Genomic DNA, 21,484 nt, shown 5'->3' on the forward strand with positions numbered 1-21,484 from the left:
GCCATCCTATAGTCCGGCCCATGACCTTGCTGACCCGCGCCCACCGCGCTTTCGCCATCCTGCTTGCTCCGTTCGTGCTGGTGCAGCCGCTGCTCGCCCAGCCGGCCCCTGCCGCTCCGGCCGAGACTGCGCCCGCTACCCCGCCGATTCCCGCACCGCAGGCGGTGCAGGCCGAGGGCGAGGTGCCGTGGCTCTATCGCGGGTCGGATGTTCCGGTCGACGACAAGTGGCTGTTCGGCGAGATGAAGAACGGGCTGCGCTATGCGGTGCGCGGTAACGGGGTGCCGCCGCGGCAGATCTCGATCCGGGTGCGCATCGATGCCGGTTCGCTCCATGAGGAAGACAGCGAACAGGGCTTTGCCCACCTGCTCGAACACCTGCTGTTCCGCGAAAGCAAGTATCTCGGACCGGCCGAGGCGATTGCCGCGTGGCAACGTCTGGGTGCGACCTTCGGCAGCGATACCAATGCCGAGACCAGTCCGACCCATACGGTCTACAAGCTCGACATTCCCGACATCAATGAGGCCAAGCTGTCGGAAAGCTTCAAGCTGCTGTCGGGCATGATCCGCGAGCCTGTTCTCAGTGATGCCAATGTGAGCGCCGAACTGCCGATCGTGCTGGCCGAGAAGCGCGAGCGCGGCGGTGCGGGGCAGCGCATGGCCGACCTCACCCGGCGCACCTTCTTCGCCGGACAGCGGCTCGCCACCCGCAATCCGATCGGCATTGACGAGACACTGAAGGCCGCACGCGGCAAGACGGTGCAGGCGTTCTACGATCGCTGGTACCGGCCAGAGAATACCGTGATCGTGGTCGCAGGGGATGCCGATCCGGTGGTGCTCGCCGGGCTGGTCGAGCAATGGTTCGGCGACTGGAAAGGCACCGGCAAGCCGGGCGTAGCGCCCGATTTCGGCGATCCGGTCGCGCCCGCCTCTGCGGCTGGTGAGGGCATGGCGCCTGCGCCGATCGGTGAACTGGCAGTCGGTGTCGAGCCGGATCTGCCGCGCAGCCTGACCTATGCCATCATGCGCCCGTGGCGTCCGGTAGAGGATACCATCGTCTACAACGAGGGCCTGTTGCTCGATGCCATCGCCCAGGCGATTATCAACCGCCGGCTCGAGGCGCGTGCCCGCGGCGGCGGCAGCTTCCTTTATGCGCAGGTCCAGCAGGACGACATCTCCCGCTCGGTCGATGCGACCTTCGTTACCTTCGCGCCCCTGACCAGCGACTGGCAGGCGGCCTTGGCTGATGTGCGCGCTGTGATTGCCGATGCAATGGTCAATCCGCCGACCCAGGAGGAAATCGACCGCGAGGCGGCGGAATTCGACGTGGTCTTCGCCAACGAGGTCGAGCAGGAGAGCGTGCAGTCGGGATCAAATCTCGTCAACAATCTCGTCAACGCGGTCGATATCCGCGAAACCGTCGCCGCGCCCCGGGTGGTGCTCGACGTGTTCCGCGGGATGAAATCGCGGCTCAACCCCGAGGAAGTGCTGGCCCATACCAAGGGGCTGTTCGATGGTGTGGTGACGCGTTCGGTTTACGTAACGCCGCAGCCGGGCGAGGCGGACGAGCAGGCATTGCGCCTCGCACTCGCGCGGGAGGCCGAGGCCGATGGCAGCGCCCGCCTCGCGGTGGCGAGCATTTCTTTCGACGATCTCCCGCCGGTAGGTGAGCCCGGCACGATCGCTGTCCAGAAACCGCTGGGCGTGCTCGAGATCGAGCAGGTCGACTTCGCCAACGGTGTCAAGGCGCTGGTCTGGGCCAATGATGCCGAACCGGGCCGGGTCACCGTACGGGTGCGCTTCGGTGCGGGCTACCGTGCCTTTGACGCGGGCAGCGCGGTTTATGCGCCGATGGGCGAGGCAGCGCTGGTCGGTTCCGGCCTGGGAGAGCTCGGCCAGAACGAGATTGACCGCCTCGCGACCGGTCGCAAGCTGGGCTTCGATTTTGCCATCGACGATGCGGTGTTCACCTTCACAGCGCAGACCCGTTCGGAAGACGTTGCCGACCAGCTTTACCTCTTCGCTGCCAAGCTCGGGATGCCGCGCTGGGATGCTGATCCGGTGATCCGCGCCAAGGCCGCGGCGGAACTCGCCTACAACACCTATTCAACCAGCCCCGGCGGTGTGCTCAATCGTGATCTGGAATATCTGGTCACCGGGCGTGATGCGCGTTTTGCCACGCCCGACCCGGCAGCGCTCGGTTCGGTCACGCCCGAAGGATTCCGTGTCGTGTGGGAGCCGCTGCTGCAGCAGGGACCGATCGAGGTGCTGGTGTTCGGCGAGTTCGACAAGCCTGCAATCGTCGAACAGTTGCGTCTGACTTTCGGCGCGCTGCCCCCGCGCGAGCCGATCGCGGCCGAGGTTGCTGCGCGGGTGCCCTCCTTCTCGGCTAACCCGGGCAAGCCTGCGATCGTCAGGCACCGCGGAGATGCTAACCAGGCGGCCGCGGTGGTCGCCTGGGCAAGCGGCGGCGGGGTCGCCAGCTTGCGCGAGAGCCGTCAGCTGGAAATCCTAACCCAGCTGTTCAATAATCGCCTGCTCGACGCCCTGCGCGAGCGTGCCGGCGCGAGCTATTCGCCCCAGGTATTCTCCAAGTGGCCCGAGGACCTGCCGAGCGGCGGGCGTATCACCGCGCTTGCGCAGCTCGAGCCCGAGTTCGTGCCGGTGTTCTTCGCCGAGGCCGATCGCATCGCGAAAGATCTCGCCGCGAACCCGCCCACCGCCGACGAACTGGCGCGCGTGACCGAGCCGCTCGCCCAGCTGATCCGCCGTGCTTCGACCGGTAACCAGTTCTGGCTCTACAATCTGGAAGGGGCGACCCTCGATCCTCAACGGGTGGCGTTGCTGCGCACGCTGCTGGCGGATTATTCGCAAACCAGCCCGCAGGTGATGCAGTTTCTGGCGGACCGCTATCTCGCCAAGGGCGAACCTTTCTTGCTGGCCGTTATCCCGGAAGGACAGGAGCTGGCCAAGGCCCCTGCAGGCAGCACCGCCGCGACCGCCCGTGCGGCTGCAGGTGCACCGGCGGGACGCTGAGCGGGGGAGGGCGACCCGGTCGACGCGGGAAATATTATTGTCGCAAAGGCCATTGTCGCTTTACAATTGAAACGCGCCTCCTGTAGCAGGCCGCGCCTGCGCGCCCTCGGCGTGCATCATGGAACGAAAGAGTAGTCAACGTGCCCGAGACCTGGACCCCGGAGAGCTGGAAAGCCTGCGAAGCGCGGCACCTTCCGCATTACGAGGACGCCGCCGAACTGGCTGATGCGGAGCGGACCTTGTCCGCCTATCCCCCGCTGGTGTTCGCGGGCGAGGCGCGTGCGTTGAAGTCGGATCTTGCCGATGTGGCCAATGGTCACGGCTTCCTGCTGCAAGGCGGCGATTGCGCGGAAAGTTTTGCCGAGTTCCACCCCAACAACATTCGCGACACCTTTCGCGTGCTGCTGCAGATGGCTGTGGTGATGACTTTCGCCAGCAAGCGTCCGGTGGTGAAGGTCGGGCGGATGGCCGGGCAGTTCGCCAAGCCGCGCTCCTCGCCGACGGAAACAATCGGCGACGTGACTCTGCCGAGCTATCTGGGCGACAATATCAACGGCATCGAGTTCGACGCCGCCGCGCGTCGCAACGATCCGCAGCGCATGGTGCGCGCCTATTCCCAGGCTGCCGCGACCCTGAACCTGCTGCGCGCCTTTGCGGGCGGGGGCTATGCCAACCTGAGGCAAGTCCATCAGTGGACGCTCGATTTCATGGGCCGCACGCCGTGGACCGAAAAGTTCAGCGAGATGGCCGACCGGATCGGCGAGGCGCTCGATTTCATGGAGGCCTGCGGGGTCGATCCCGGCACCGTGCCGCAACTGAAGGGCACCAGCTTCTACACCAGCCACGAGGCGCTGCTGCTGCCTTACGAACAGGCGCTGACCCGCCGCGATTCGCTGACCGGCGACTGGTACGCGACCAGCGCGCACATGGTCTGGATCGGTGACCGCACCCGCTTCCCCGGCTCGGCGCATATCGAATTCGCGCGCGGAATCGGCAATCCGCTCGGTATGAAGTGCGGGCCTTCGCTGGAACCCGACGCGCTGCTGCGCCTTCTCGACGAGTTGAACCCGAAGCGCGAGGCAGGGCGGATCACGCTGATCAGCCGGTATGGCCACGACAAGGTCGAGGATGGCCTGCCCAAGCTGGTGCGCGCTGTCATGCGCGAGGGCCATCCCGTGGTCTGGAGCTGCGATCCGATGCACGGCAATGTCGTCAAGTCCGACACCGGCTTCAAGACCCGGCCCTTCGACCGCATCCTGCGCGAGGTAAAGGGCTTCTTCGCGGTCCACCGCGCCGAAGGTTCGCACCCTGGCGGCATCCATATCGAGATGACCGGGCAGGACGTGACCGAATGCGTCGGCGGGGCCGTGGCTATCACCGAGGAACGCCTGGGCGACCGCTATCACACCCATTGCGACCCGCGCCTCAATGCCGAACAGTCGCTCGAGCTAGCTTTCCTGGTGGCCGAGATGCTCAACGAGGCCGCGGGCGGGCGCGAGGCCGAGGTCAGCGCCGACGCGGCCTGATCCCGCGCGCGCCATGCCTTTCAATTGTCACGGGTCTGCGGCATGGTCGCAGCCTTGATGCAAGGCGGCGACAGGAGAAGCCCGTGCCCCGAAGCTTGTCTGCCGAGGCGGTAAGCGCCGTTGCCGGCGCCCCTCTGGCGCAGCAGTTCCATGCCACCCGCTCGCTCACCGAGGCGCTGGTCGGCCCGCTGAGCGATGCGGATGCGACGATCCAGTCGATGGAGGACGCCAGCCCCGCCAAATGGCATCTGGCGCATACGACGTGGTTCTGGGAAACCTTCCTGCTGCGCGAACACGCGCCGGGCTACAGGCTCCATCGCGAGGACTGGCCGTTCCTGTTCAACTCCTATTACGAGGCCGAAGGTGCGCGCATCGCGCGGGCGGCGCGCGGGATGCTGTCGCGTCCGACACTTGACGCGGTGCTGGATTGGCGTGCGGCAGTGGATGAGGCCATGACGCCGCTTCTGGATGATCCGGCGCTCGCGGGTCTTGTTGCGCTGGGTATTGCGCATGAACAGCAGCATATCGAATTGCTGCTGACCGACATCAAGCATGCGCTTTTCTCCAATCCGCTCGGCCCGGCGATGTGGGACGGCGCGACGCCTGCCGCGTCCGCCGCTGCCGCGATGGGCTGGCACACCCACCCCGGCGGGATCGCGCTGGTCGGCCAAGACGGACCAGGCTTCGCCTTCGACAACGAAGGCCCGCGCCACCGCGTGTTGCTGGAGCCCTTCGCGCTGGCCGACCGGCTGGTTACCAACGGCGAATGGGACGAATTCATCGCCGATGGCGGCTATCGTCAGGCGCGCCTTTGGCTCGCCGACGGATGGGCGTGGGTGCAGGGGAACGGCATCGCCGCGCCGCTCTATTGGCGCGAGGACGGCGCGTATTTCACCCATCAGGGCTGGCAGGCGCGAGATCCGAACGCGCCGGTCACCCATATCTCGTATTTCGAGGCCGATGCCTTCGCCACCTGGGCGGGCGCACGATTGCCGACCGAGTTCGAGTGGGAGGTGATCTCGGCCAGCCATGACCCGGCGGGGGGCAACCAGCTCGACGGGGCGGGGCCCGTCTTGCCGATCGGCAGCTCAGGCATGTTCGGCGATTGCTGGCAATTTACCCGTTCGGCCTATCTGCCCTATCCCGGCTTCCGTGTGCCCGAAGGGGCAGTGGGCGAATATAACGGCAAGTTCATGAGCGGGCAGGTGGTGCTGCGCGGCGCAAGCTGCGCTACGGTGCGGGGCCATTCGCGCGCCTCCTACCGCAATTTCTTCTATCCCCACCAGCGCTGGCAGTTCACCGGCCTGAGGCTTGCAAAGGATGGTGCGGCATGACCGGCCCCAAAGGGCTCAAACTGGTCGAGCGCGACGAGCGCGGGGTCAATCCGGCCTTCCGTGCAGACGTGCTGGCGGGTCTTTCCGAACAGCAGAAGGCGATCCCCGCGCGCTGGTTCTACGACGATGCCGGATCGCAGCTGTTCGAGGACATTACCCAGCTGCCCGAATATTACCCCACCCGCGCCGAGACCGAGATCCTGCGCGCCCGCGCATTCGAATTTGCCGAATTGATCGGGCCGGGCCGGGCGGTAGTAGAGTTCGGATCAGGTTCCTCGGTCAAGACGCCGCTGCTGCTGTCCGCGATTGCGCCTTCGGCTTATGTACCGCTCGATATCGCGGGCGATTTCCTGCGCGCGGCGGCTGCCGAGCTCGCAGCGAAGTTTCCGGGGCTGCCGGTGCATCCGGTCGAGGCCGATTTCATGCGCCGGGTCGAATTGCCCCCAGAAGTCGAGTGGCTGCCCAAGCTCGGCTTCTTTCCCGGATCGACGATCGGCAATATGGTCGCCCGCACCGCGACCGACCTCTTGCGCTCGATGCGCGAGACGCTGGGTGTGGGCGCGCTGCTGCTGATCGGCATGGACCTCATCAAGGACGAGGAGGTGCTGATTTCCGCCTATGATGATGCCGCAGGCGTCACGGCGCGCTTCAACCGCAATCTGCTCCACCGCATAAACCGCGAACTTGGCGGTGATATTCCGGTCGATGCCTTTGCCCATCAGGCGCGCTGGAACGATGTCTATGCGCGGATCGAAATGCATCTGGTGGCGCTGCGCGACGTTGCATTTTCCGTAAGCGGACAGGACTTCTCCATGAATGCGGGCGAGAGCATCCACACCGAAAACAGCCACAAGTTCACCCGCCGCACGTCGAACATGCTGTTGGCTGCAGGAGGCTGGGAACCCCGCGCGCGCTGGACCGACAGCGAAGAGCGTTTCTCGCTGCTGCTGGCCGAGGCGCGCCCGCCGCGCAGCGCGCCCTGATAGGCGGGTTTCGTGAAACCGGCACGGCGTCCATGCGTTGGCGCCGGATGGACGAAGATTACAGCGACTATCTGGTGATCGGGGCGGGCATGGCTGGCCTTGCCTGCGCCACCGAACTGGCCCGCAGCGGGGCCAGCGTAACGGTGCTCGACAAGGGGCGCGGCCCCGGCGGGCGAATGGCCACACGGCGGGTCGAGATTGCGGGCGAGACGGTGAGCTTCGATCACGGCGCGCAATATTTCACCGCGCGCGACGCCGCCTTTCGCGATGCAGTCGCCGCATGGGAGCAGGCGGGCGTGGTCGCGCGCTGGCCTGCCGCTGGCGAGCAGGCATGGGTCGGCGTGCCGGGAATGAACGCACCGATCCGCGCCATGGCAAGCGCGCTGGACGTGCGCTGGGGCGTGCGGGCCGAGCGCCTTTTGCGCGATGGCACGCGGTGGCGGGTCGTGGCAGGCGAACTGAGCTTCACCGCTGCGCGCGTGCTGGTCGCCGTGCCTGCCGAACAGGCGGCGGCGCTGCTCGCCGAGGCCGCGCCCGAACTTGCCGCGCTGGCGGCGGGCGTCGGTTCCGCGCCATGCTGGGCAGTGATGGCTGCCTTTTCCGAGCGCCTTTCGCAGGCCGCCGATACGTTCCGCAGCGACGCCGCACCCGTCAGCTGGGCGGCGCGCAATTCGGCCAAGCCGGGGCGAAGCGGGGCGGAAGGCTGGGTGATCCACGCCAGTCCGGCGCGCAGCCGCGAACTGCTTGATGTGCCGAGAGAGGAAGTGGCGCACATCCTGTTGGCCGATTTCTTCGCCGCTTGCCGCATCGCACCAGTCACGCCGGTTCATCTCGATGCGCATCGCTGGCTTTACGCTCTGCCGCAGCCTCTCGCAGGCGAGGATGCACGGTTCGATCCCGCGCTCGGCCTCGGCATTGCGGGCGACTGGCTGCACAGCCCCCGCGTCGAAGGGGCGTTCGTGTCAGGCCGCGCGCTGGCGGCGCTGGTGCTTGCTCAGGCGGCAGCGGGCGCGGGGCAATAGCGCGCCAGATAGTCACCATGCCCCGGCATGTGCTGGACGAGATAGCGGATTGACTGTTCCATCTCGTTCACTTCCTCGGCCGTCTTGGCCGGGTCGAGCGCGTCGGCCATGGCGTTGTGGCTGCCCATGGCGATCCCCTGACCCATCATCACCGCTGCCCAGCTGGTTTCGGTGAACAGCTCGTCCTCCTCACGGAAGATCTGGCCGTTGGCCTTGAACAGCTCGACCTTCTCGGTCAGCGTGTCGGGCACGGGCATGGTGCGCAGATAGTTCCAGAAATCCGAATCGGTGCGGCTGGTGGCGTTGTAGTGCAGGATCAGGAAGTCGCGGATGCGGGCATATTCGCGCCCTGTCAGCCGGTTGAAGGCATCCTCCTGCGCCTGTGTGATCCCGTCGAGCGACAGCAGCGAGAGCAGCTTGTCGATCCCGGTGTTGATGAGGTGGATGGAGGTCGATTCCAGCGGCTCCATGAAGCCTGCCGCAAGGCCCAGCGCGACGACGTTCTTGTTCCAGAACTTCTTGCGGCGTCCGGTCGTGAAACGCAGCCAGTTGGGCTCGGCCTGCGGCTTGCCCGCGATATTGCCGAGCAGGATGTCGAGCGCTTCCTGGTCTTCCATGTGGGCCGAGCAATAGACATGGCCGTTGCCGTTCCTGTGCTGGAGCGGCACCTGCCATTGCCATCCGGCGCGGTGCGCGGTGGCGCGGGTGAAGGGCGGGGGCGGGCTGCCGTCGTCCCGCTTGCAGGGCAGCGCTACCGCGCGGTCGCAGGGAAGATAGTGCGTCCAGTCCTCGTAGCCTGTCTTGAGTGACTGTTCGATCAGCAGCCCCCGGAAGCCCGAGCAATCAATGAACAGATCGCCTGCAAACTGTCGGCCATCATCCAGCGTGACGCCGGTGACGAAGCCGCTTTCCCCGTCGATTGCAGCATCGGCAATCCGCCCCTCCTGTCGCACCACGCCGCGGCTCTCAGCCAGCTGGCGCAGGAACGCGGCATAGCGTCCGGCGTCGAGGTGATAGGCGTAATTGACCGGTGGCAGATCGTCGCGCTTGTAATCCTCGGTGCGGGCGAACTTGCCGAAATAGGCGGCCATGGTTTCAAGGTTGAAAACCTGGATCGGGCGCTTGTCCCCGCCCTGCGCCATGCGGTGCCAGACGTGGTGAAAGCTGATCCCGCCCATGGTGTAGCCATAGGCGCCGAAGGGGTGGATGTAGCTGTCGCCGATCCTGCCCCAGTTTTCGAACTGGATGCCGAGCTTGAAGGTGCCGCCCACCGCGCTGAGCATTTCGCGTTCGTCCACACCGATCAGCTGGTTGAAGCCGACAAAGGGTGGAATCGTTGCCTCGCCAACCCCGACCGTGCCGATCGCTTCGGATTCGATCAGGGTGATTTCCACAGGTCGCCCGGCCTTGAGCCGCGACAGGGCAGCCGCCGCCATCCATCCGGCTGTACCTCCGCCGACGATGATTATTCTTTGAATTGCCATAGGTTCCTCGATCCCCAACGGGCGATAACGCCCTTGCTGTCCGGGATTCTGCCGCCCCGCCAAGTGTTGCCAGAATGCAATATGATGCGCAGATTACAAGTCTTGAGAACGCTAACAATATGCGCTACGCATGATGTGCAAGGCTCGAGTGGCGGACTGGAATCCGGCGCGGGGCGAGGGGAGAGTGAAAACACCATGAATTACGCAAGCGTTGCGCCGCGTGGGCGGCTGTTTGTTCTCGGCACGGCTTCGGCTCTGGCGATTTCTGCGGTCATCGCAAGCCCGGCGCTTGCCCAGGATGCCGAGCAGGACGATCAGGCTGTTGAAGAAGAGCAGGTCGCCGACACCGAACAGCCCGAGATCGTCGTTTCCGGCTTCCGCGCCGCGCTGTCATCGGCCCAGAACCTCAAGCGCAACGCCGACACTTTCGTTGACGTGATCACCGCCGAAGATATCGGCGCGCTGCCCGACCGTTCGGTGGCCGAAGCGCTCCAGCGCGTCCCCGGCGTCAATATCGGCCGCTTCGAAAAGCCCTCCGACCCCGACCGTTTCTCGGTTGAAGGCACCGGCGTGATCGTGCGCGGTCTGCCTTTCGTGCGTTCGGAACTCAATGGCCGTGACATCTTCTCGGCCACGGGTGGAACCGTTCTCAGCTTCAACGATGTCTCGCCCGAGCTGCTTGGACGGGTCGAGGTGTTCAAGAACCTCACCGCCGACATGATCGAAGGCGGGATCGCGGGCACGGTCAACCTCGTCACCCGCAAGCCGCTCGATCGCCCCGGCACGCACATCGCAGGCACGATCGAGGCCAATTACGGGGATTTCGCGGAGGAGGTCTCGCCCGGCTTCTCGGTCACCGGATCGACGACCGTCGAAACGGAAGCCGGCACGCTCGGTTTCCAGCTCGGCTTTGCCAAGTCGGAACTGATCAGCCGCACCGATGCATCCCAGATTACCGATCCGTGCTATCGTGCTCCCTCGCTTGATGGACCTTGCTTCCGCGTCCGTCCGGTCGGCAGCGACGGGTTCAGCGGCGATGCCGGATTCGATGCCAGCAACTTCCCGCCGGCCGGTGCTCTGGTCGTTCCCAAGGGTGCAGGCGTACGCACCACCGATCTCGAGCGTGACCGCGAGGCGATCTCGGCGGTGATGCAATATGAAAGCCCCGACCGCAATTTCCTCATGACCTTCGAATGGCTGCGGGCGGAAACGAGCTTTTTCACCAAGGAGTTCTCGGCGCTGGCGCTGGTCAATGATGACCTGCTTTTCCCGGTTCCGGCCGCAGGCAGCACCTGGGAATTCGACCAGAACGGCATTTTCCAGCGCGGCGTGTTGAGCCAGCGCATCGGCGATGCCTATGCCAACCCCTTCGGCCGCGGCGGTATCCCCTTCGAGACCCTGCGGTTCGAGCGCGATACCCTTGCGACCACGCAGGACTTCTCGTTCGACGTCGACTGGAACATCTCCGATCGTTTCCGGGTCAATTTCGAGGCGCAGCGGATCGAATCCGACCTGCGGCAGGACAGCATCATCGGGGTGATGAACTCCTGGGCGAACATCGCGATCGACAATTCCGGGCGGACTCCGCAGGTGCAGTTCCTCGCCCCTCCGGGCGCGCCGGCGGATTACTTCACCTCGGGCGAAAACACCTATTACTGGTTCCTGCTCGACAGCGTCGCCCGTAACGAAGGCCAGCTCGACAGCCTGCGGCTCGACGCGGAATACGACATCAGCGACGACGGCTTCTTCCGAAAGGCTCGTTTCGGCGCGCGCTGGTCGGAGCGTGACCGGGTAACGCGCGACACCAACTTCACCACCTGGGGCAACCTTTCGGCGCCCTGGGCCGGGCGTGCAGGCTGCGCGCCGTGGAATGCGGGGCCGGGCTGTGCTGCCACCGGCGGGTTCCAGCCGGGCCGTTTCTTCACCGGTCTGCCCGGGCAGGAATTCGCGATTGGCGGCGGTGCCTTCGTCGATGATTTCCCGGGCTTCTCGACCCCGTTCTCGCCCTTTGGTGACGGATTCCAGCGCGGCAATGCGCCCGCTCCGCTGCCGGGCGGCGCCTTCTTCTTTGGTGGTGACGACTTCCTCGGGGAGTATCTGTCGGGTGAATCGGCAGCTCAGGCTGCCGCGATCAACACATTCTCGCAGACGCCCAACCCGTTCTTTGGCGTGAACGGCCGCACCTTCACCGATCCGGTCACCCAGACCGTGATACCGTGCTCGCCGTTCTGCCCGAACGAGATCGACGACGTGCGCGAAGAGACGAAGGCGCTTTATGCCCGTGTCGATTACGGCACCGATTTCAGCAATGGCTGGGCGCTGTCGGGCAATGTCGGCCTGCGCTTCGTGCGGACCACGGTGGCGGCTGGCGGCCTGCTTGGCCTGCCCAACGCCCAGCAATTCGACAGCCCGCTGGCGGGCGGCAATGGCGACGGGATTGCGCAGCTTTCCGAAGTCAACGCGGCCTGTGCCACGGCCCAGAACCTGCCGCCTGACCAGCGCCCGGCCTATTGCAGCCTTTCGCCCGCTCGCCTTGCCGAATTTGCTGCGGCCCACACCACCGAGATCCTTGTCGATAACCGCGACGAGAGCTTCAACAACTGGTTGCCGAGCTTCAATGCATTGCTCGATACGGGCAACGGACTGCTGTTCAGAATGGCCGTGTCCAAGGGCATCAGCCGGCCCGATCTGGGGGCGTTCCGTTCGGGCGGTGCAATCGGCGACAACACCGGCAACCTGCGTGCGCAAGGCACGCTGGACACCGGTCCTCTGTTCGCACTGCGGACCGGCAACCGTGACCTTCGCCCGATCGAGACCTGGAACTATGACCTGTCGGTCGAATGGTATTTCGACCGGGTCGGCTCGCTCACGGTCAACGGGTTCATCAAGGACCTTGGCGGCATCGTCGACAATGTCGTGGAAGTCATCAATGTCAGCAGCCCGCTGGTTCCGTCGCTCGACGTTGAAATCAACCGTCCGGTCAACCAGCAGAACGGAACGCTGAAGGGCGTCGAGGTTGCCTATCAGCAGACCTATGACTTCCTGCCGGGTATCCTCAGCGGCCTCGGCACGCAGCTGACCTACACCTATGTCGACGGTTCGGACTTCACCAATACGGACCGCGCAGGCACCTTGGGGCCGTTCGCCGCAGGTCAGCCGTTGGCAGGGATTTCGAAGAACACCATCAACGCGACCGTGTTCTACGAAAAGGACTGGCTGTCGATGCGTGCCGCCTACAACTGGCGTTCGGCCTTCCTGATCACCCCGCGTGACGACATCTTCCCGTTCTCGCCAATCTGGGGCGAATCCACCGGCCAGCTTGACGCGTCGATCTTCTTCTCGGTGATCGACGGGGTGAAGCTGGGCGTGCAGGGGGTCAACCTGCTCGACGAGGTGACGCGCACCAGCCAGGTGGTCGATTTCGACGGGACACGGGTGCTGCGCTCCGCATTCCGCAACGATCGCCGCTTTACCTTCCTCGCGCGTTTCGACTTCTGACGACAGCGAGGACATCATGATGACAGGGCTGCTGAAGGCGGGAGCGCTGACAGCGGCCCTGTTGCTTTGCGGGGGAAGCGCTGCTCCCCAGCCGAATCTGGCACCGCTTGAAGGCGCTGGCTGGGAACTGGTCTGGGCCGACGAGTTCGCCGGCGACAGTCTCGACCGCACGAAATGGACGCCCGAGGTTTCGTGCTGGGGCGGGGGCAACTGGGAACGCCAGTGCTATACCGACCGGCCCGAGAATATCGCGGTCGAAGGCGGCCTTCTGCTGCTCAAGGCGAAGAAAGAGCGCTTTAGCGGCCCGGCGCGTCCGCCCGAGATTGCCGAAAACCCCAACCCGCGCATGTCCCAGCCCTATACTTCGGGCAAGGTCCGCACCATCGGTCTGCACGCCTGGCGTTATGGCCGGATCGAGGTGCGCGCAAAGGTGCCCGCAGGCCAGGGTACGTGGCCCGCAGTCTGGATGATGCCCAACCAGCCTGTTTATGGCGGCTGGCCGCGCTCGGGCGAGATCGACATTCTCGAAGCGGTCAATATCGGCGCAAGGTGCAGGAAGTGCGAAGGCGGGCGGGGCGAGAACCGCACGATCAGCGCACTGCATTTCGGGGATTATGCGCCGAATAACCTCTTCGTCGACAGCCGCGCGGCCTTGCCCGATCTGGCGCTCCCGTCCGATGACTTCCACGTTTACGCCGTCGAGTGGAGCGAAGGGCTGATCCGGTTCCTTGTCGATGACCGGGTGCACCTGACTGTTTCTGCTGAAGCCTGGACCACGGCCTCTCCGCTCGCACGCGGCAATCCGGCGGCCCCCTTCGACCAGCCTTTCTATATCATGGCCAATCTCGCAGTCGGCGGACGTCTCGCGGAAGAAAACAACGCGAAAGGGGTTGCGGCGAAAAGCTTTCCCGCGCAATTCGCTATCGACTGGATTAGGGTCTATCGCTGCGGGCGCGATCCCGAAACGGGACGCGCGTGCATGCGGTAAGCGGGACGGGAAAACGGGGGCAATGGCGCGGGCGCGCAAAACAGTGACGATCAGGGATGTGGCCGAGGACGCCGGTGTCTCGCTCCAGACCGTAAGCAGGGTTGTCAACGACGGCCCTAACGTGCGCCCCCAGCTGCGCGACAAGGTGCGCGCCTCGATCGACCGGCTGGGCTATGTCCCGAGCCTCGCGGCACAGCGCATGAGCGGCTCGCGCTCCTACATCATCCTTGCCATCAATGACCGCGAGCGGACGCTGGCCGACTGGCGCGAGCGGCGCGGTACGGACTGGGTCGACCAGATGCTGCTGGGCGGGATCCTGACCTGTTCGAAGCATGGCTACCGGATGATGGTGGAATTGATCGATACCCATTCCGATCATGTCGAGCGTGAACTCGGCGCGGCAATTTCGGCGCTCCAGCCCGATGGTGTGGTGCTGACTCCGCCACACTCGGAAAACCGCCTGATCACCGATCTGCTGGCCCAGCGCGGCATCCCCTTTGCGCGCATCGGTTCGCGGGAGCCGGGGCCAGGCATCGCGCTGACGATGGGCGATGAAGGCGCTGCCCACCTTGCCACGAGCCGTTTGATCGAACTCGGCCACCGCCGCATCGGCATGATCGCCGGACCGGCGCAATACAGCCTCAGCGGGTGGCGCATCGACGGTTGGAAGCGCGCGCTGGCCGAACATGGCTTGCCGGGCGAAGGCCTGCTCGAAACCGGCGACTTCGGCTATGAGAGCGGCACCCGCGCAGCGCGCGCCCTGCTCGACCGCAACCCCGATCTGTCCGCGATCATCGCCTCGTCGGACCAGATGGCGCTGGCGGCGCTCGAAGTCGCGCGCGACCGCGGTCTTGCGGTGCCGCGCGACCTGTCGCTGATATCTTTCGACAACACGCCGATCGTGCGTTTCACCAATCCGCCGCTGACCGCGATCGACCAGCCGATTGCCGAGACCGTGTCGCGCGCAGTCGAGCAGCTTATCGCGCGCGGCGAGGAAGGGACAGGCGACGGTGTCATAGAAGTTGCCGCCGCGTTGGTCGAACGGTCCTCTACCGCGCCCGCTCCGGACAAGGCTTGAACCCGCCGGCTGCCGCTGAACCGGTGCATCAGCCGGTCTGGTTTCTCGCCCTGTTCGCGCTTGCCGCTGCGGGCGGGGCGGTGGCCTTCGTTCCGCTGCTGACCGTGCTGCTTCCCCAGCGCATCGCCGAAATGCAGGGTGGCGAGGATGTGGCCGTTCTCGCTCAGGTTGCCTTCTATGGCGCGGTGGTGGCGAGCCTTGCGAACATCGCCGCGGGGATGCTGAGCGACCGCACGCGTGCGCGCCGGCTGTGGATTGTAACGGGGCTGGTGCTTTCCGGCGTGCTGCTGCTGGCTGTCGGCGAGGCGCGCTCGGCGAGCGAACTGGTGCTGCTGGTGATGGCTTGGCAGGTCGGACTCAATCTCATGCTGTCGCCGCTGATGGCATGGGCAGGAGATTGCTTTCCCGATAGCCAGAAAGGCGTGCTGGGCGGTGCGCTGGCGCTGTCTCCGGCGCTGGGCGCGCTGGCCGGGTCGCTGGTGACATATGGCGCCATTGTGCCGGCAGGGGCGCGGCTGTGGGTGGTTGCCGTTCTGGTCGCGGTGCTGGTCCTGCCGGCAGTGATCTTCGGCGGCGGACGGGCGCGCGCCGAACTGATGAGCCCGAAGCGAGAGCGTGCGGATACCGAGCGGGTGAGCGGCGGTGCGGCGGTGCGGCGGATGTGGCTGGCGCGCTTTCTGGTGCAGGTGGCCGAGGGCGGAATGTTTGCTTTCCTGCTGTTCTGGTTGCGCTCGCTCGCGCCCGGCTTTCCGGAGAATTCTGCCGCCAACATCTTCAGCGTGGTGCTGGTTTGCGCCTTGCCGCTGTCGCTGGTGCTGGGACGCTGGTCGGACCGTCATGGTCGCCCGATCCTGCCGCTTGCCGCATGCGCGCTGCTGTGTGCGATCGGCATGCTGGTAATGGCGGTGGCCGGCACGCTGGCACTGGCTATCGCGGGCTATGTAATCTTTGCGATTGCCGCCGCGATCTTCCTGTCGCTCCATGCCAGCCAGACGCTCAGGGTGCTGCCCTCACCGCAGCATCGTGGCCGCGATCTCGGGCTGTTCAATCTCACCAACACGCTGCCGGCGATGGTTATGCCGTGGCTGACCGTGATGCTGGTACCCGGTTTCGGCTATTCGGCCCTGTTCTTCTTGTTCGCCGTGCTTTCCCTCGGAAGCGCGATACTGCTTGCCAGCTTTGCGCGCCCGTTGAAATGAGCGCTTGCCGCTTGCAAAAGCGAGTGGGCCTTGGCATATCTTGATAACGTTCTCAAAGGAACGCCTGACCAGCATGGATTGGTCTTGGGAGGGACTTGTCTGGTGATGCGAATGAATTTCGGGCAGCTCGCGACGGGCGCGGGGCTTGCCGCCCTGCTCGCTGGCTGTGCGGCAACGGCACCGGTCCAGTCGACCGGAGCGTCTGCCGGCACGACTGCCGAAGCATCGCCCGCAACCCCCGAGGAAATGCTCGCCCGCATGAGCCTGAAGCGCAAGGTCGCGCAGATCATCATGCCCGATATCGGCTCGATCACGCCGAAGGATGTGCGCAAGTATCGCTTCGGCACGATCCTTAATGGCGGCAATTCCGGCCCCTATGGCGATGATCTGGCCCCGGCGGCGGACTGGCTCAAGCTGGCCGACGAATTCTGGGAAGCCTCCACCGCTCCGATGAAGGGCGATGAGCCCGTGATCCCCGCCGTGTGGGCGACCGACGCGGTGCACGGGCATGCCAATGTGATCGGCGCGACCGTCTTTCCGCACAATATCGCGCTTGGCGCGACGGGCGATGCCGACCTTGTCCGCCGCATCGGTGCCGCCACCGCGACCGAAATCGAGGTGACCGGGATCGACTGGACTTTTGCCCCCACCATCGCGGTCGCGCGCGACGATCGCTGGGGGCGCACCTATGAAAGCTATTCCGAAGACCCGGCCCTGGTCGCCCGCCTTGGTGCAGCGATGGTCGAAGGGTTGCAGGGCCCTCCGGGCGAGCCGGGGTTCCTCGGCGCGGGCAAGGTCGCGGCCACGGCCAAGCACTTCTTCGGTGACGGCGGCACGGCGCAGGGGGTCGATCAGGGCGACGTCGACGGTGATCTTGCCGAATTGATGGCGATCCACGCCGCGCCCTATCCAGCCGCGATCGGCGCGGGCGTGGCCAGCGTCATGGCCAGCTTCAATTCGATCAACGGCACGAAGATGCACGGCAACGCGCCGCTGCTGACGGGCGAGTTGCGCGGAAATCTCGGCTTCAAGGGCCTTGTGGTGGGCGACTGGAACGGCCACGGCCAGGTGGACGGCTGCACCAACAAGGACTGCCCGCAGGCGCTGCTGGCGGGCCTTGATGTCTACATGGTGCCCGAGGACTGGAAAGCGCTCCACGCCAGCCTCGTCAAGCAGGTGAAGAACGGCACGATCCCGATGGAGCGGCTCGACGAGGCGGTTCTGCGGGTGCTGCGGCTGAAGCAGCAACTCGGTATTTTCGACGGCGAGGTGAAGCCCTCGGCACGGGCGCTTGGCGGGAAGTGGGACTTGCTCGGCTCGCCCGAGCACCGCGCGATTGCGCGCGAGGCAGTGGCGAAGTCGCAGGTTATCCTCAAGAACCATGGCGTCCTGCCGCTCAAGCCTGGCGCGCGGATCGAAGTTGCCGGGATCGCCGCCGACAACGTGCCCCAGCAGGCGGGCGGATGGTCGGTGACCTGGCAGGGCGGGGGCGAACTGACTGCCGACGACTTCCCCGGTGCGACCTCGATCTGGGCCGGGATCGCCGACGCGGCCAAGGCAGCAGGCAGTGAGGCGGTGCTGGCCGCGGACGGGCCTTCGGGCGCCCGCGCGGATGTGGCCATCGTCGTTTTCGGAGAGGAGCCCTATGCCGAGTTCGTCGGCGACCGCAAGGATCTCGCCTTCCGCGACGAGGAAGGACTTGAACTGCTGCGCGCCTACCGTGCTCGCGGCATTCCTACGGTCGCGGTGTTCCTCTCGGGTCGTCCCTTGTGGGTCAACCGCGAATTGAACGTGGCCGATGCCTTCGTCGCCGCCTGGCTGCCGGGGAGCGAGGGGGCAGGGGTGGCCGATGTCTTGTTCGGCAAGCGGCCCGCCACCGGGCGCCTCGCGTTCAGCTGGCCTGCACAGTGCGATGGCACCCCGGTAAACGGGCCCGAGGGCGCGCTGTTTCCGCTCGGCTTCGGGCAGGATCTCGGCGACAGGCAGGAACTCGCCACGCTCGACGAGACTTGCAGGGCGCTGACCGCCGATAACGGCGCGACGTGGTTCGCATCCGGACGGCTGGGCATGCAGGTGCAGGCGGTGGCCGACAATGCCGTGCTGCCCGACCTGCGCGGCGTGGGCAACGGCATTACCGCCACCGGCATCGACCGCAAGGCGCAGGAAGACGCGCGCCGCATCGCCTTTGCTCCGGGCGCGAAGCTGACACTGACCGGGCCGGAAAGCGCGGCAGGCTGGCGTATCGTCTATCAGGTCGAGAACCGGCCCAAGGGGCAGGTCAGCGTGACCGCTGGCGGCGAGCCGCTCGATATCACGCGCAGCCTTGCCGTGGCCGAGGGCAAGGGCTGGCGCGAGATGGTGCTTACCAGCGCCTGTCTGGCAGAAGTCGGTGACCGGCTGACCTTCGCCTCCAAGGGCAAATTCGCCATCCAGATCAGCGAGATCGTCCGCGATCAAACCGCGTCCGATGCGGAGTGTTCATTCTAGCGCGGTGAAGGGGCGGGGGGACAACTGGCCCCTTTCCATCTCCGGTTTCTTGCCCTAACCGCGGGTCATCGTGTCGCGTTCCCGCACTCCATTGGCCCGTTTCGCCCTGCTCCTTGCTGCCTTTGCAGCGGTGGCGCAATGGGCGGTGCCGCATGGCTGGATGATCGGCAATGCGCGCGATGGCGAGGCGCTGCTGGTGCCGTGTCCGGGCGTGTCGCCCGCGCTGGCGGCACTGGGCAGGCCCGCCGCGCCTGCGCCTGCGCCGATTCCGATGGCGATGGCGATGGCGATGATGCAGGGCGGTGAACACGCCGCACATCACGCCCATCATGCCATGGCCGGGGCCGACGCGCCCGCAGCTGCCGGCGACCATTCCGGTCATGACGGCCATGCCAGCCTGGCCAGTGCATTGTGCGATTTTGCCGCCCTCGGCGCGCCCGTGCTGCCGCCCGAGCCGATCGAGCTTGATCTGCTGGCACCGGTGGCGATCGTGCCCCCGCCCCTGTCCCGGTTGGCGCTTGTCCCCGGTCGCGGTCTTGCCGCGCCGCCGCCGCCTGCAACCGGTCCGCCCGCACTTTCCGCCTGACCTCAGCCGCGCCGTCCGCGCTCCTGCCTGACCGGGGGCGGGCTGCGCTGTCATGCCTCGACCGGGAGCTTCCCGGGCCGCTGGCGCTGTCCCCGATCACGGACCGCGCTGGGCGGAGTAGCTGGACTTATCATCATGAATTCGCGTAACTTCAGGCGGTGCCTCGGCGCCGCCGCCATGCTGGCCGCCGTTCCTGCTGCGGCCGAGCACAATCCCCCATCCACCGATCCAGATGCGCTGCTGACCGATACGATCATCGTCACCGCCCGCCGCGCAGAGGCGATCAGCGCCGATGGCATCGCTCCGCCGCAGCAGATCGCGCTGCCTGCCGATGCCGCCGCGATCGCCGCGCGCGTGCCGGGGGGCGACATCTTCGGCAATGGCGCGCTTTCGGGCCAGCTGTCCTATCGCGGGTTGGCTGGCGAGCGGGTGCTGGGGCGCGTGAACGGGCAGCGTTTTGCCACCGGCGGCCCCAATGCCATGGACCCGCCGCTGCATTATGCGCCGTCAATCCTCGTCGACCGGATCGAGGTCGCGCGCGGGGTCGCGCCGGTGAGTATCGGCCCGGCGCTTTCGGGCGCGGTCAATGCCGAGCTGGTGCAGGCGCAATTCACCGACAGCGCCAGCCTCACCCCGCAACTGCGCGCCGCCGCACAGTATCGCAGCGTGGATGACAGCTATGCCGTGGGCGGCATGGCCGGGCTGACCAACGAAACCTGGCGTCTTGGCGTCATCGCCGCGCGCGAGGAGGGGGATGACTACGATTTCCCCGGCGGCACGGCCACCGGCACGTCCTTCGAACGCAACCTTTACGGCGTCCACGCCGGTTTCCGCACCGGACCGGGCGAGCTCTTCGTCGAATATCGCCGCAGCGAGACCGATCCTTCGGGCAACCCGCCCTTCGCGCTCGACATTGTCTATTTCGATACCGACTTCGTGCAGGGCGGCTTTCGCGGGGAGATTGCCAAGGACGTGACGCTCAATCTGCGGCTCGGCCATGTCGCGGTGCGGCACCTGATGGACAATCAGACCACCCGCCAGCCCGCCGCCCCGCCGATGCGCGCGCGGGCGACCTTTGCCGATGCCGATACCACCACGGCCGAGGCCTCGCTGCGGTTCGGCACTGCGGGCAACTATGTCCAGATCGGCGGCGACGCGGAACTGACGGAAAAGTTCGTCACCATCACCAATCCGTTCAATCCCGACTTCTTCATCGAAAGCCAGCCCGATGCCCGCTCCGACCGGATCGGTGCCTTCGTGCAATGGCGCGGCGGGCTGGGCGCGATGGAGTTCGAGGCGGGGGCGCGGATCGACCGCACCGAGCAATCGGTCGGCGCGCCGCGGCTGGGCGCTGCCGTGCCGATGGGCCCGCGGGCGCTCGCCGCAGCCTTTACCGCTGCGGACCGCGAGGACGCGGACACCACTGTGGATGTCGTGCTGCGCGGCTGGGCCCCGCTCGGAGCCTTCACGCCGCGTGTCACCCTGGCGCGCAAGGAAAGGGTGCCGAGCGTGCTCGAACGGTTCGGCTGGCTCCCGACCGAGGCAAGCTTCGGGCTGGCCGACGGGAACATCTATGTCGGAAATCTGGCGCTGAGGCCCGAGACCGCGTGGATCGCGGAAGCCGGGTTCGATTATGATGGTGACTGGCTTACGATCCGCCCGACGCTGTTCTATCGCCGCGTGGACGACTTCATCCAGGGCGTGCCGTTCGATGCCACGATCGGCGTGATCGACAGCACGGTCGAGATGGTTGCGAACATCAACGGCGATCCCACGCCGCTGCGTTTCGCCAACACCGATGCGGAGCTTTACGGCGCGGACCTCGACTTCAGCATCCGCCCCGTGGCGCAGGTCGAACTGGCGGGCACCGCGAGCCTTGTGCGCGGACAGCGGCGGGACGTGACCGACAATCTCTATCGTGTCCCGCCTGCCAATCTCCGGCTTTCGGCGGTCTGGGCGAACGAGCGGCTCTCGCTGGGTGCCGAACTCTTTGCCGCGGCCGCGCAGGACCGCGTGGCGGCAAGCAATGGCGAGGACGCGTCCGAGGCTTTCGCCACGATAGGGTTGTTTGCGCGCTATGCCCTTGCCGAGGGGCTGGCACTCGAGGCTGGTGTCGAGAACCTGTCTGACGAGGCTTATGCACCGCACCTTGCGGGTCGCAGCCGGGTCGGCGCGTCGGATGTTCCGGTGGGCGAACGCCTGCCGGGTGTCGGACGCGGCGGCTGGGTGCGGGTGACCGCGCGCTTCTGAGCGCGCGGCGCTGG

At 66.1% G+C, this 21,484-nt stretch carries 13 protein-coding genes; 12 read left to right on the forward strand and 1 reads right to left on the reverse strand.

Features of this window, described 5'->3' with window-relative positions; genetic code table 11:
* The first annotated feature begins 20 nt into the window (after positions 1–20).
* From I603_RS01320 to I603_RS01340, 5 genes are all read left to right on the forward strand, one after another.
* A complete protein-coding gene (locus I603_RS01320) occupies positions 21–3,035 on the forward strand; it encodes a M16 family metallopeptidase (protein ID WP_068862017.1) in 3,015 nt (1,004 codons plus the stop codon).
* Positions 3,036–3,175: 140 nt separating this feature from the next.
* Positions 3,176–4,561, forward strand: a complete 1,386-nt coding sequence (locus I603_RS01325; RefSeq protein WP_068862018.1) for a class II 3-deoxy-7-phosphoheptulonate synthase — start codon at positions 3,176–3,178, stop codon at positions 4,559–4,561.
* 83 nt (positions 4,562–4,644) lie between these two features.
* Positions 4,645–5,895: an ergothioneine biosynthesis protein EgtB gene (egtB, locus tag I603_RS01330; RefSeq protein ID WP_198157202.1), complete on the forward strand. Its 1,251-nt coding sequence runs from the start codon at positions 4,645–4,647 to the stop codon at positions 5,893–5,895.
* Positions 5,892–6,878, forward strand: coding sequence for an L-histidine N(alpha)-methyltransferase (egtD, locus tag I603_RS01335; RefSeq protein ID WP_068862020.1), 987 nt, complete (start codon positions 5,892–5,894; stop codon positions 6,876–6,878). The genes egtB and egtD overlap by 4 nt, the downstream gene beginning before the upstream one ends.
* A gap of 47 nt (positions 6,879–6,925) precedes the next feature.
* The gene (locus tag I603_RS01340; protein ID WP_068862021.1) at positions 6,926–7,900 is read left to right on the forward strand and encodes an NAD(P)/FAD-dependent oxidoreductase; all 975 of its coding nucleotides are present in this window, start codon (positions 6,926–6,928) and stop codon (positions 7,898–7,900) included.
* On the opposite strand, the gene I603_RS01345 is transcribed toward I603_RS01340, so the two are convergent.
* On the reverse strand, positions 7,873–9,384 hold the full coding sequence (locus I603_RS01345; RefSeq protein ID WP_068862022.1) for a tryptophan halogenase family protein: 1,512 nt from the start codon (positions 9,382–9,384) through the stop codon (positions 7,873–7,875). The two genes, I603_RS01340 and I603_RS01345, sit on opposite strands and share 28 nt — an antisense overlap.
* A 195-nt stretch (positions 9,385–9,579) precedes the next feature.
* On the opposite strand from I603_RS01345, the gene I603_RS01350 reads away from it, so the two are divergent.
* From I603_RS01350 to I603_RS01380, 7 genes are all read left to right on the forward strand, one after another.
* Positions 9,580–12,882 carry a TonB-dependent receptor gene (locus tag I603_RS01350; RefSeq protein ID WP_068862023.1) on the forward strand — a complete coding sequence of 1,101 codons (3,303 nt, stop codon included), beginning with the start codon at positions 9,580–9,582 and terminating at the stop codon, positions 12,880–12,882.
* Between the two features lie 16 nt (positions 12,883–12,898).
* Positions 12,899–13,870: a glycoside hydrolase family 16 protein gene (locus I603_RS01355; RefSeq protein ID WP_169711376.1), complete on the forward strand. Its 972-nt coding sequence runs from the start codon at positions 12,899–12,901 to the stop codon at positions 13,868–13,870.
* A gap of 22 nt (positions 13,871–13,892) precedes the next feature.
* The gene (locus I603_RS01360) at positions 13,893–14,948 is read left to right on the forward strand and encodes a LacI family DNA-binding transcriptional regulator (RefSeq protein WP_068862024.1); all 1,056 of its coding nucleotides are present in this window, start codon (positions 13,893–13,895) and stop codon (positions 14,946–14,948) included.
* Complete coding sequence (locus tag I603_RS01365) at positions 14,945–16,147, forward strand: MFS transporter (RefSeq protein ID WP_068862025.1); 1,203 nt, start codon at positions 14,945–14,947, stop codon at positions 16,145–16,147. The genes I603_RS01360 and I603_RS01365 overlap by 4 nt, the downstream gene beginning before the upstream one ends.
* 105 nt (positions 16,148–16,252) lie before the next feature.
* Entirely contained in the window at positions 16,253–18,634 is a 2,382-nt protein-coding gene (locus tag I603_RS01370) for a glycoside hydrolase family 3 protein (RefSeq protein WP_086621826.1), read from the forward strand.
* 70 nt (positions 18,635–18,704) lie between these two features.
* Positions 18,705–19,220 (forward strand): hypothetical protein, encoded by a 516-nt coding sequence (locus tag I603_RS01375; protein ID WP_143736724.1) that lies wholly within the window; start codon positions 18,705–18,707, stop codon positions 19,218–19,220.
* A gap of 135 nt (positions 19,221–19,355) precedes the next feature.
* Positions 19,356–21,470, forward strand: coding sequence for a TonB-dependent receptor plug domain-containing protein (locus I603_RS01380; protein WP_068862028.1), 2,115 nt, complete (start codon positions 19,356–19,358; stop codon positions 21,468–21,470).
* Positions 21,471–21,484: the final 14 nt, after the last annotated feature.

It is taken from the genome of Erythrobacter dokdonensis DSW-74, assembly GCF_001677335.1.
GTDB lineage: Bacteria > Pseudomonadota > Alphaproteobacteria > Sphingomonadales > Sphingomonadaceae > Erythrobacter > Erythrobacter dokdonensis.

Excerpts from the sequence above, each read along its gene's own strand:
- I603_RS01320 (WP_068862017.1), top strand. The coding sequence starts at position 21 with ATGACCTTGCTGACCCGCGCCCACCGCGCTTTCGCCATCCTGCTTGCT.
- egtD (WP_068862020.1), top strand. The coding sequence starts at position 5,892 with ATGACCGGCCCCAAAGGGCTCAAACTGGTCGAGCGCGACGAGCGCGGG.
- I603_RS01340 (WP_068862021.1), top strand. The coding sequence starts at position 6,926 with ATGGACGAAGATTACAGCGACTATCTGGTGATCGGGGCGGGCATGGCT.
- I603_RS01345 (WP_068862022.1), bottom strand. The coding sequence starts at position 9,384 with ATGGCAATTCAAAGAATAATCATCGTCGGCGGAGGTACAGCCGGATGG.
- I603_RS01350 (WP_068862023.1), top strand. The coding sequence starts at position 9,580 with ATGAATTACGCAAGCGTTGCGCCGCGTGGGCGGCTGTTTGTTCTCGGC.
- I603_RS01355 (WP_169711376.1), top strand. The coding sequence starts at position 12,899 with ATGATGACAGGGCTGCTGAAGGCGGGAGCGCTGACAGCGGCCCTGTTG.
- I603_RS01360 (WP_068862024.1), top strand. The coding sequence starts at position 13,893 with ATGGCGCGGGCGCGCAAAACAGTGACGATCAGGGATGTGGCCGAGGAC.
- I603_RS01370 (WP_086621826.1), top strand. The coding sequence starts at position 16,253 with ATGCGAATGAATTTCGGGCAGCTCGCGACGGGCGCGGGGCTTGCCGCC.
- I603_RS01380 (WP_068862028.1), top strand. The coding sequence starts at position 19,356 with ATGAATTCGCGTAACTTCAGGCGGTGCCTCGGCGCCGCCGCCATGCTG.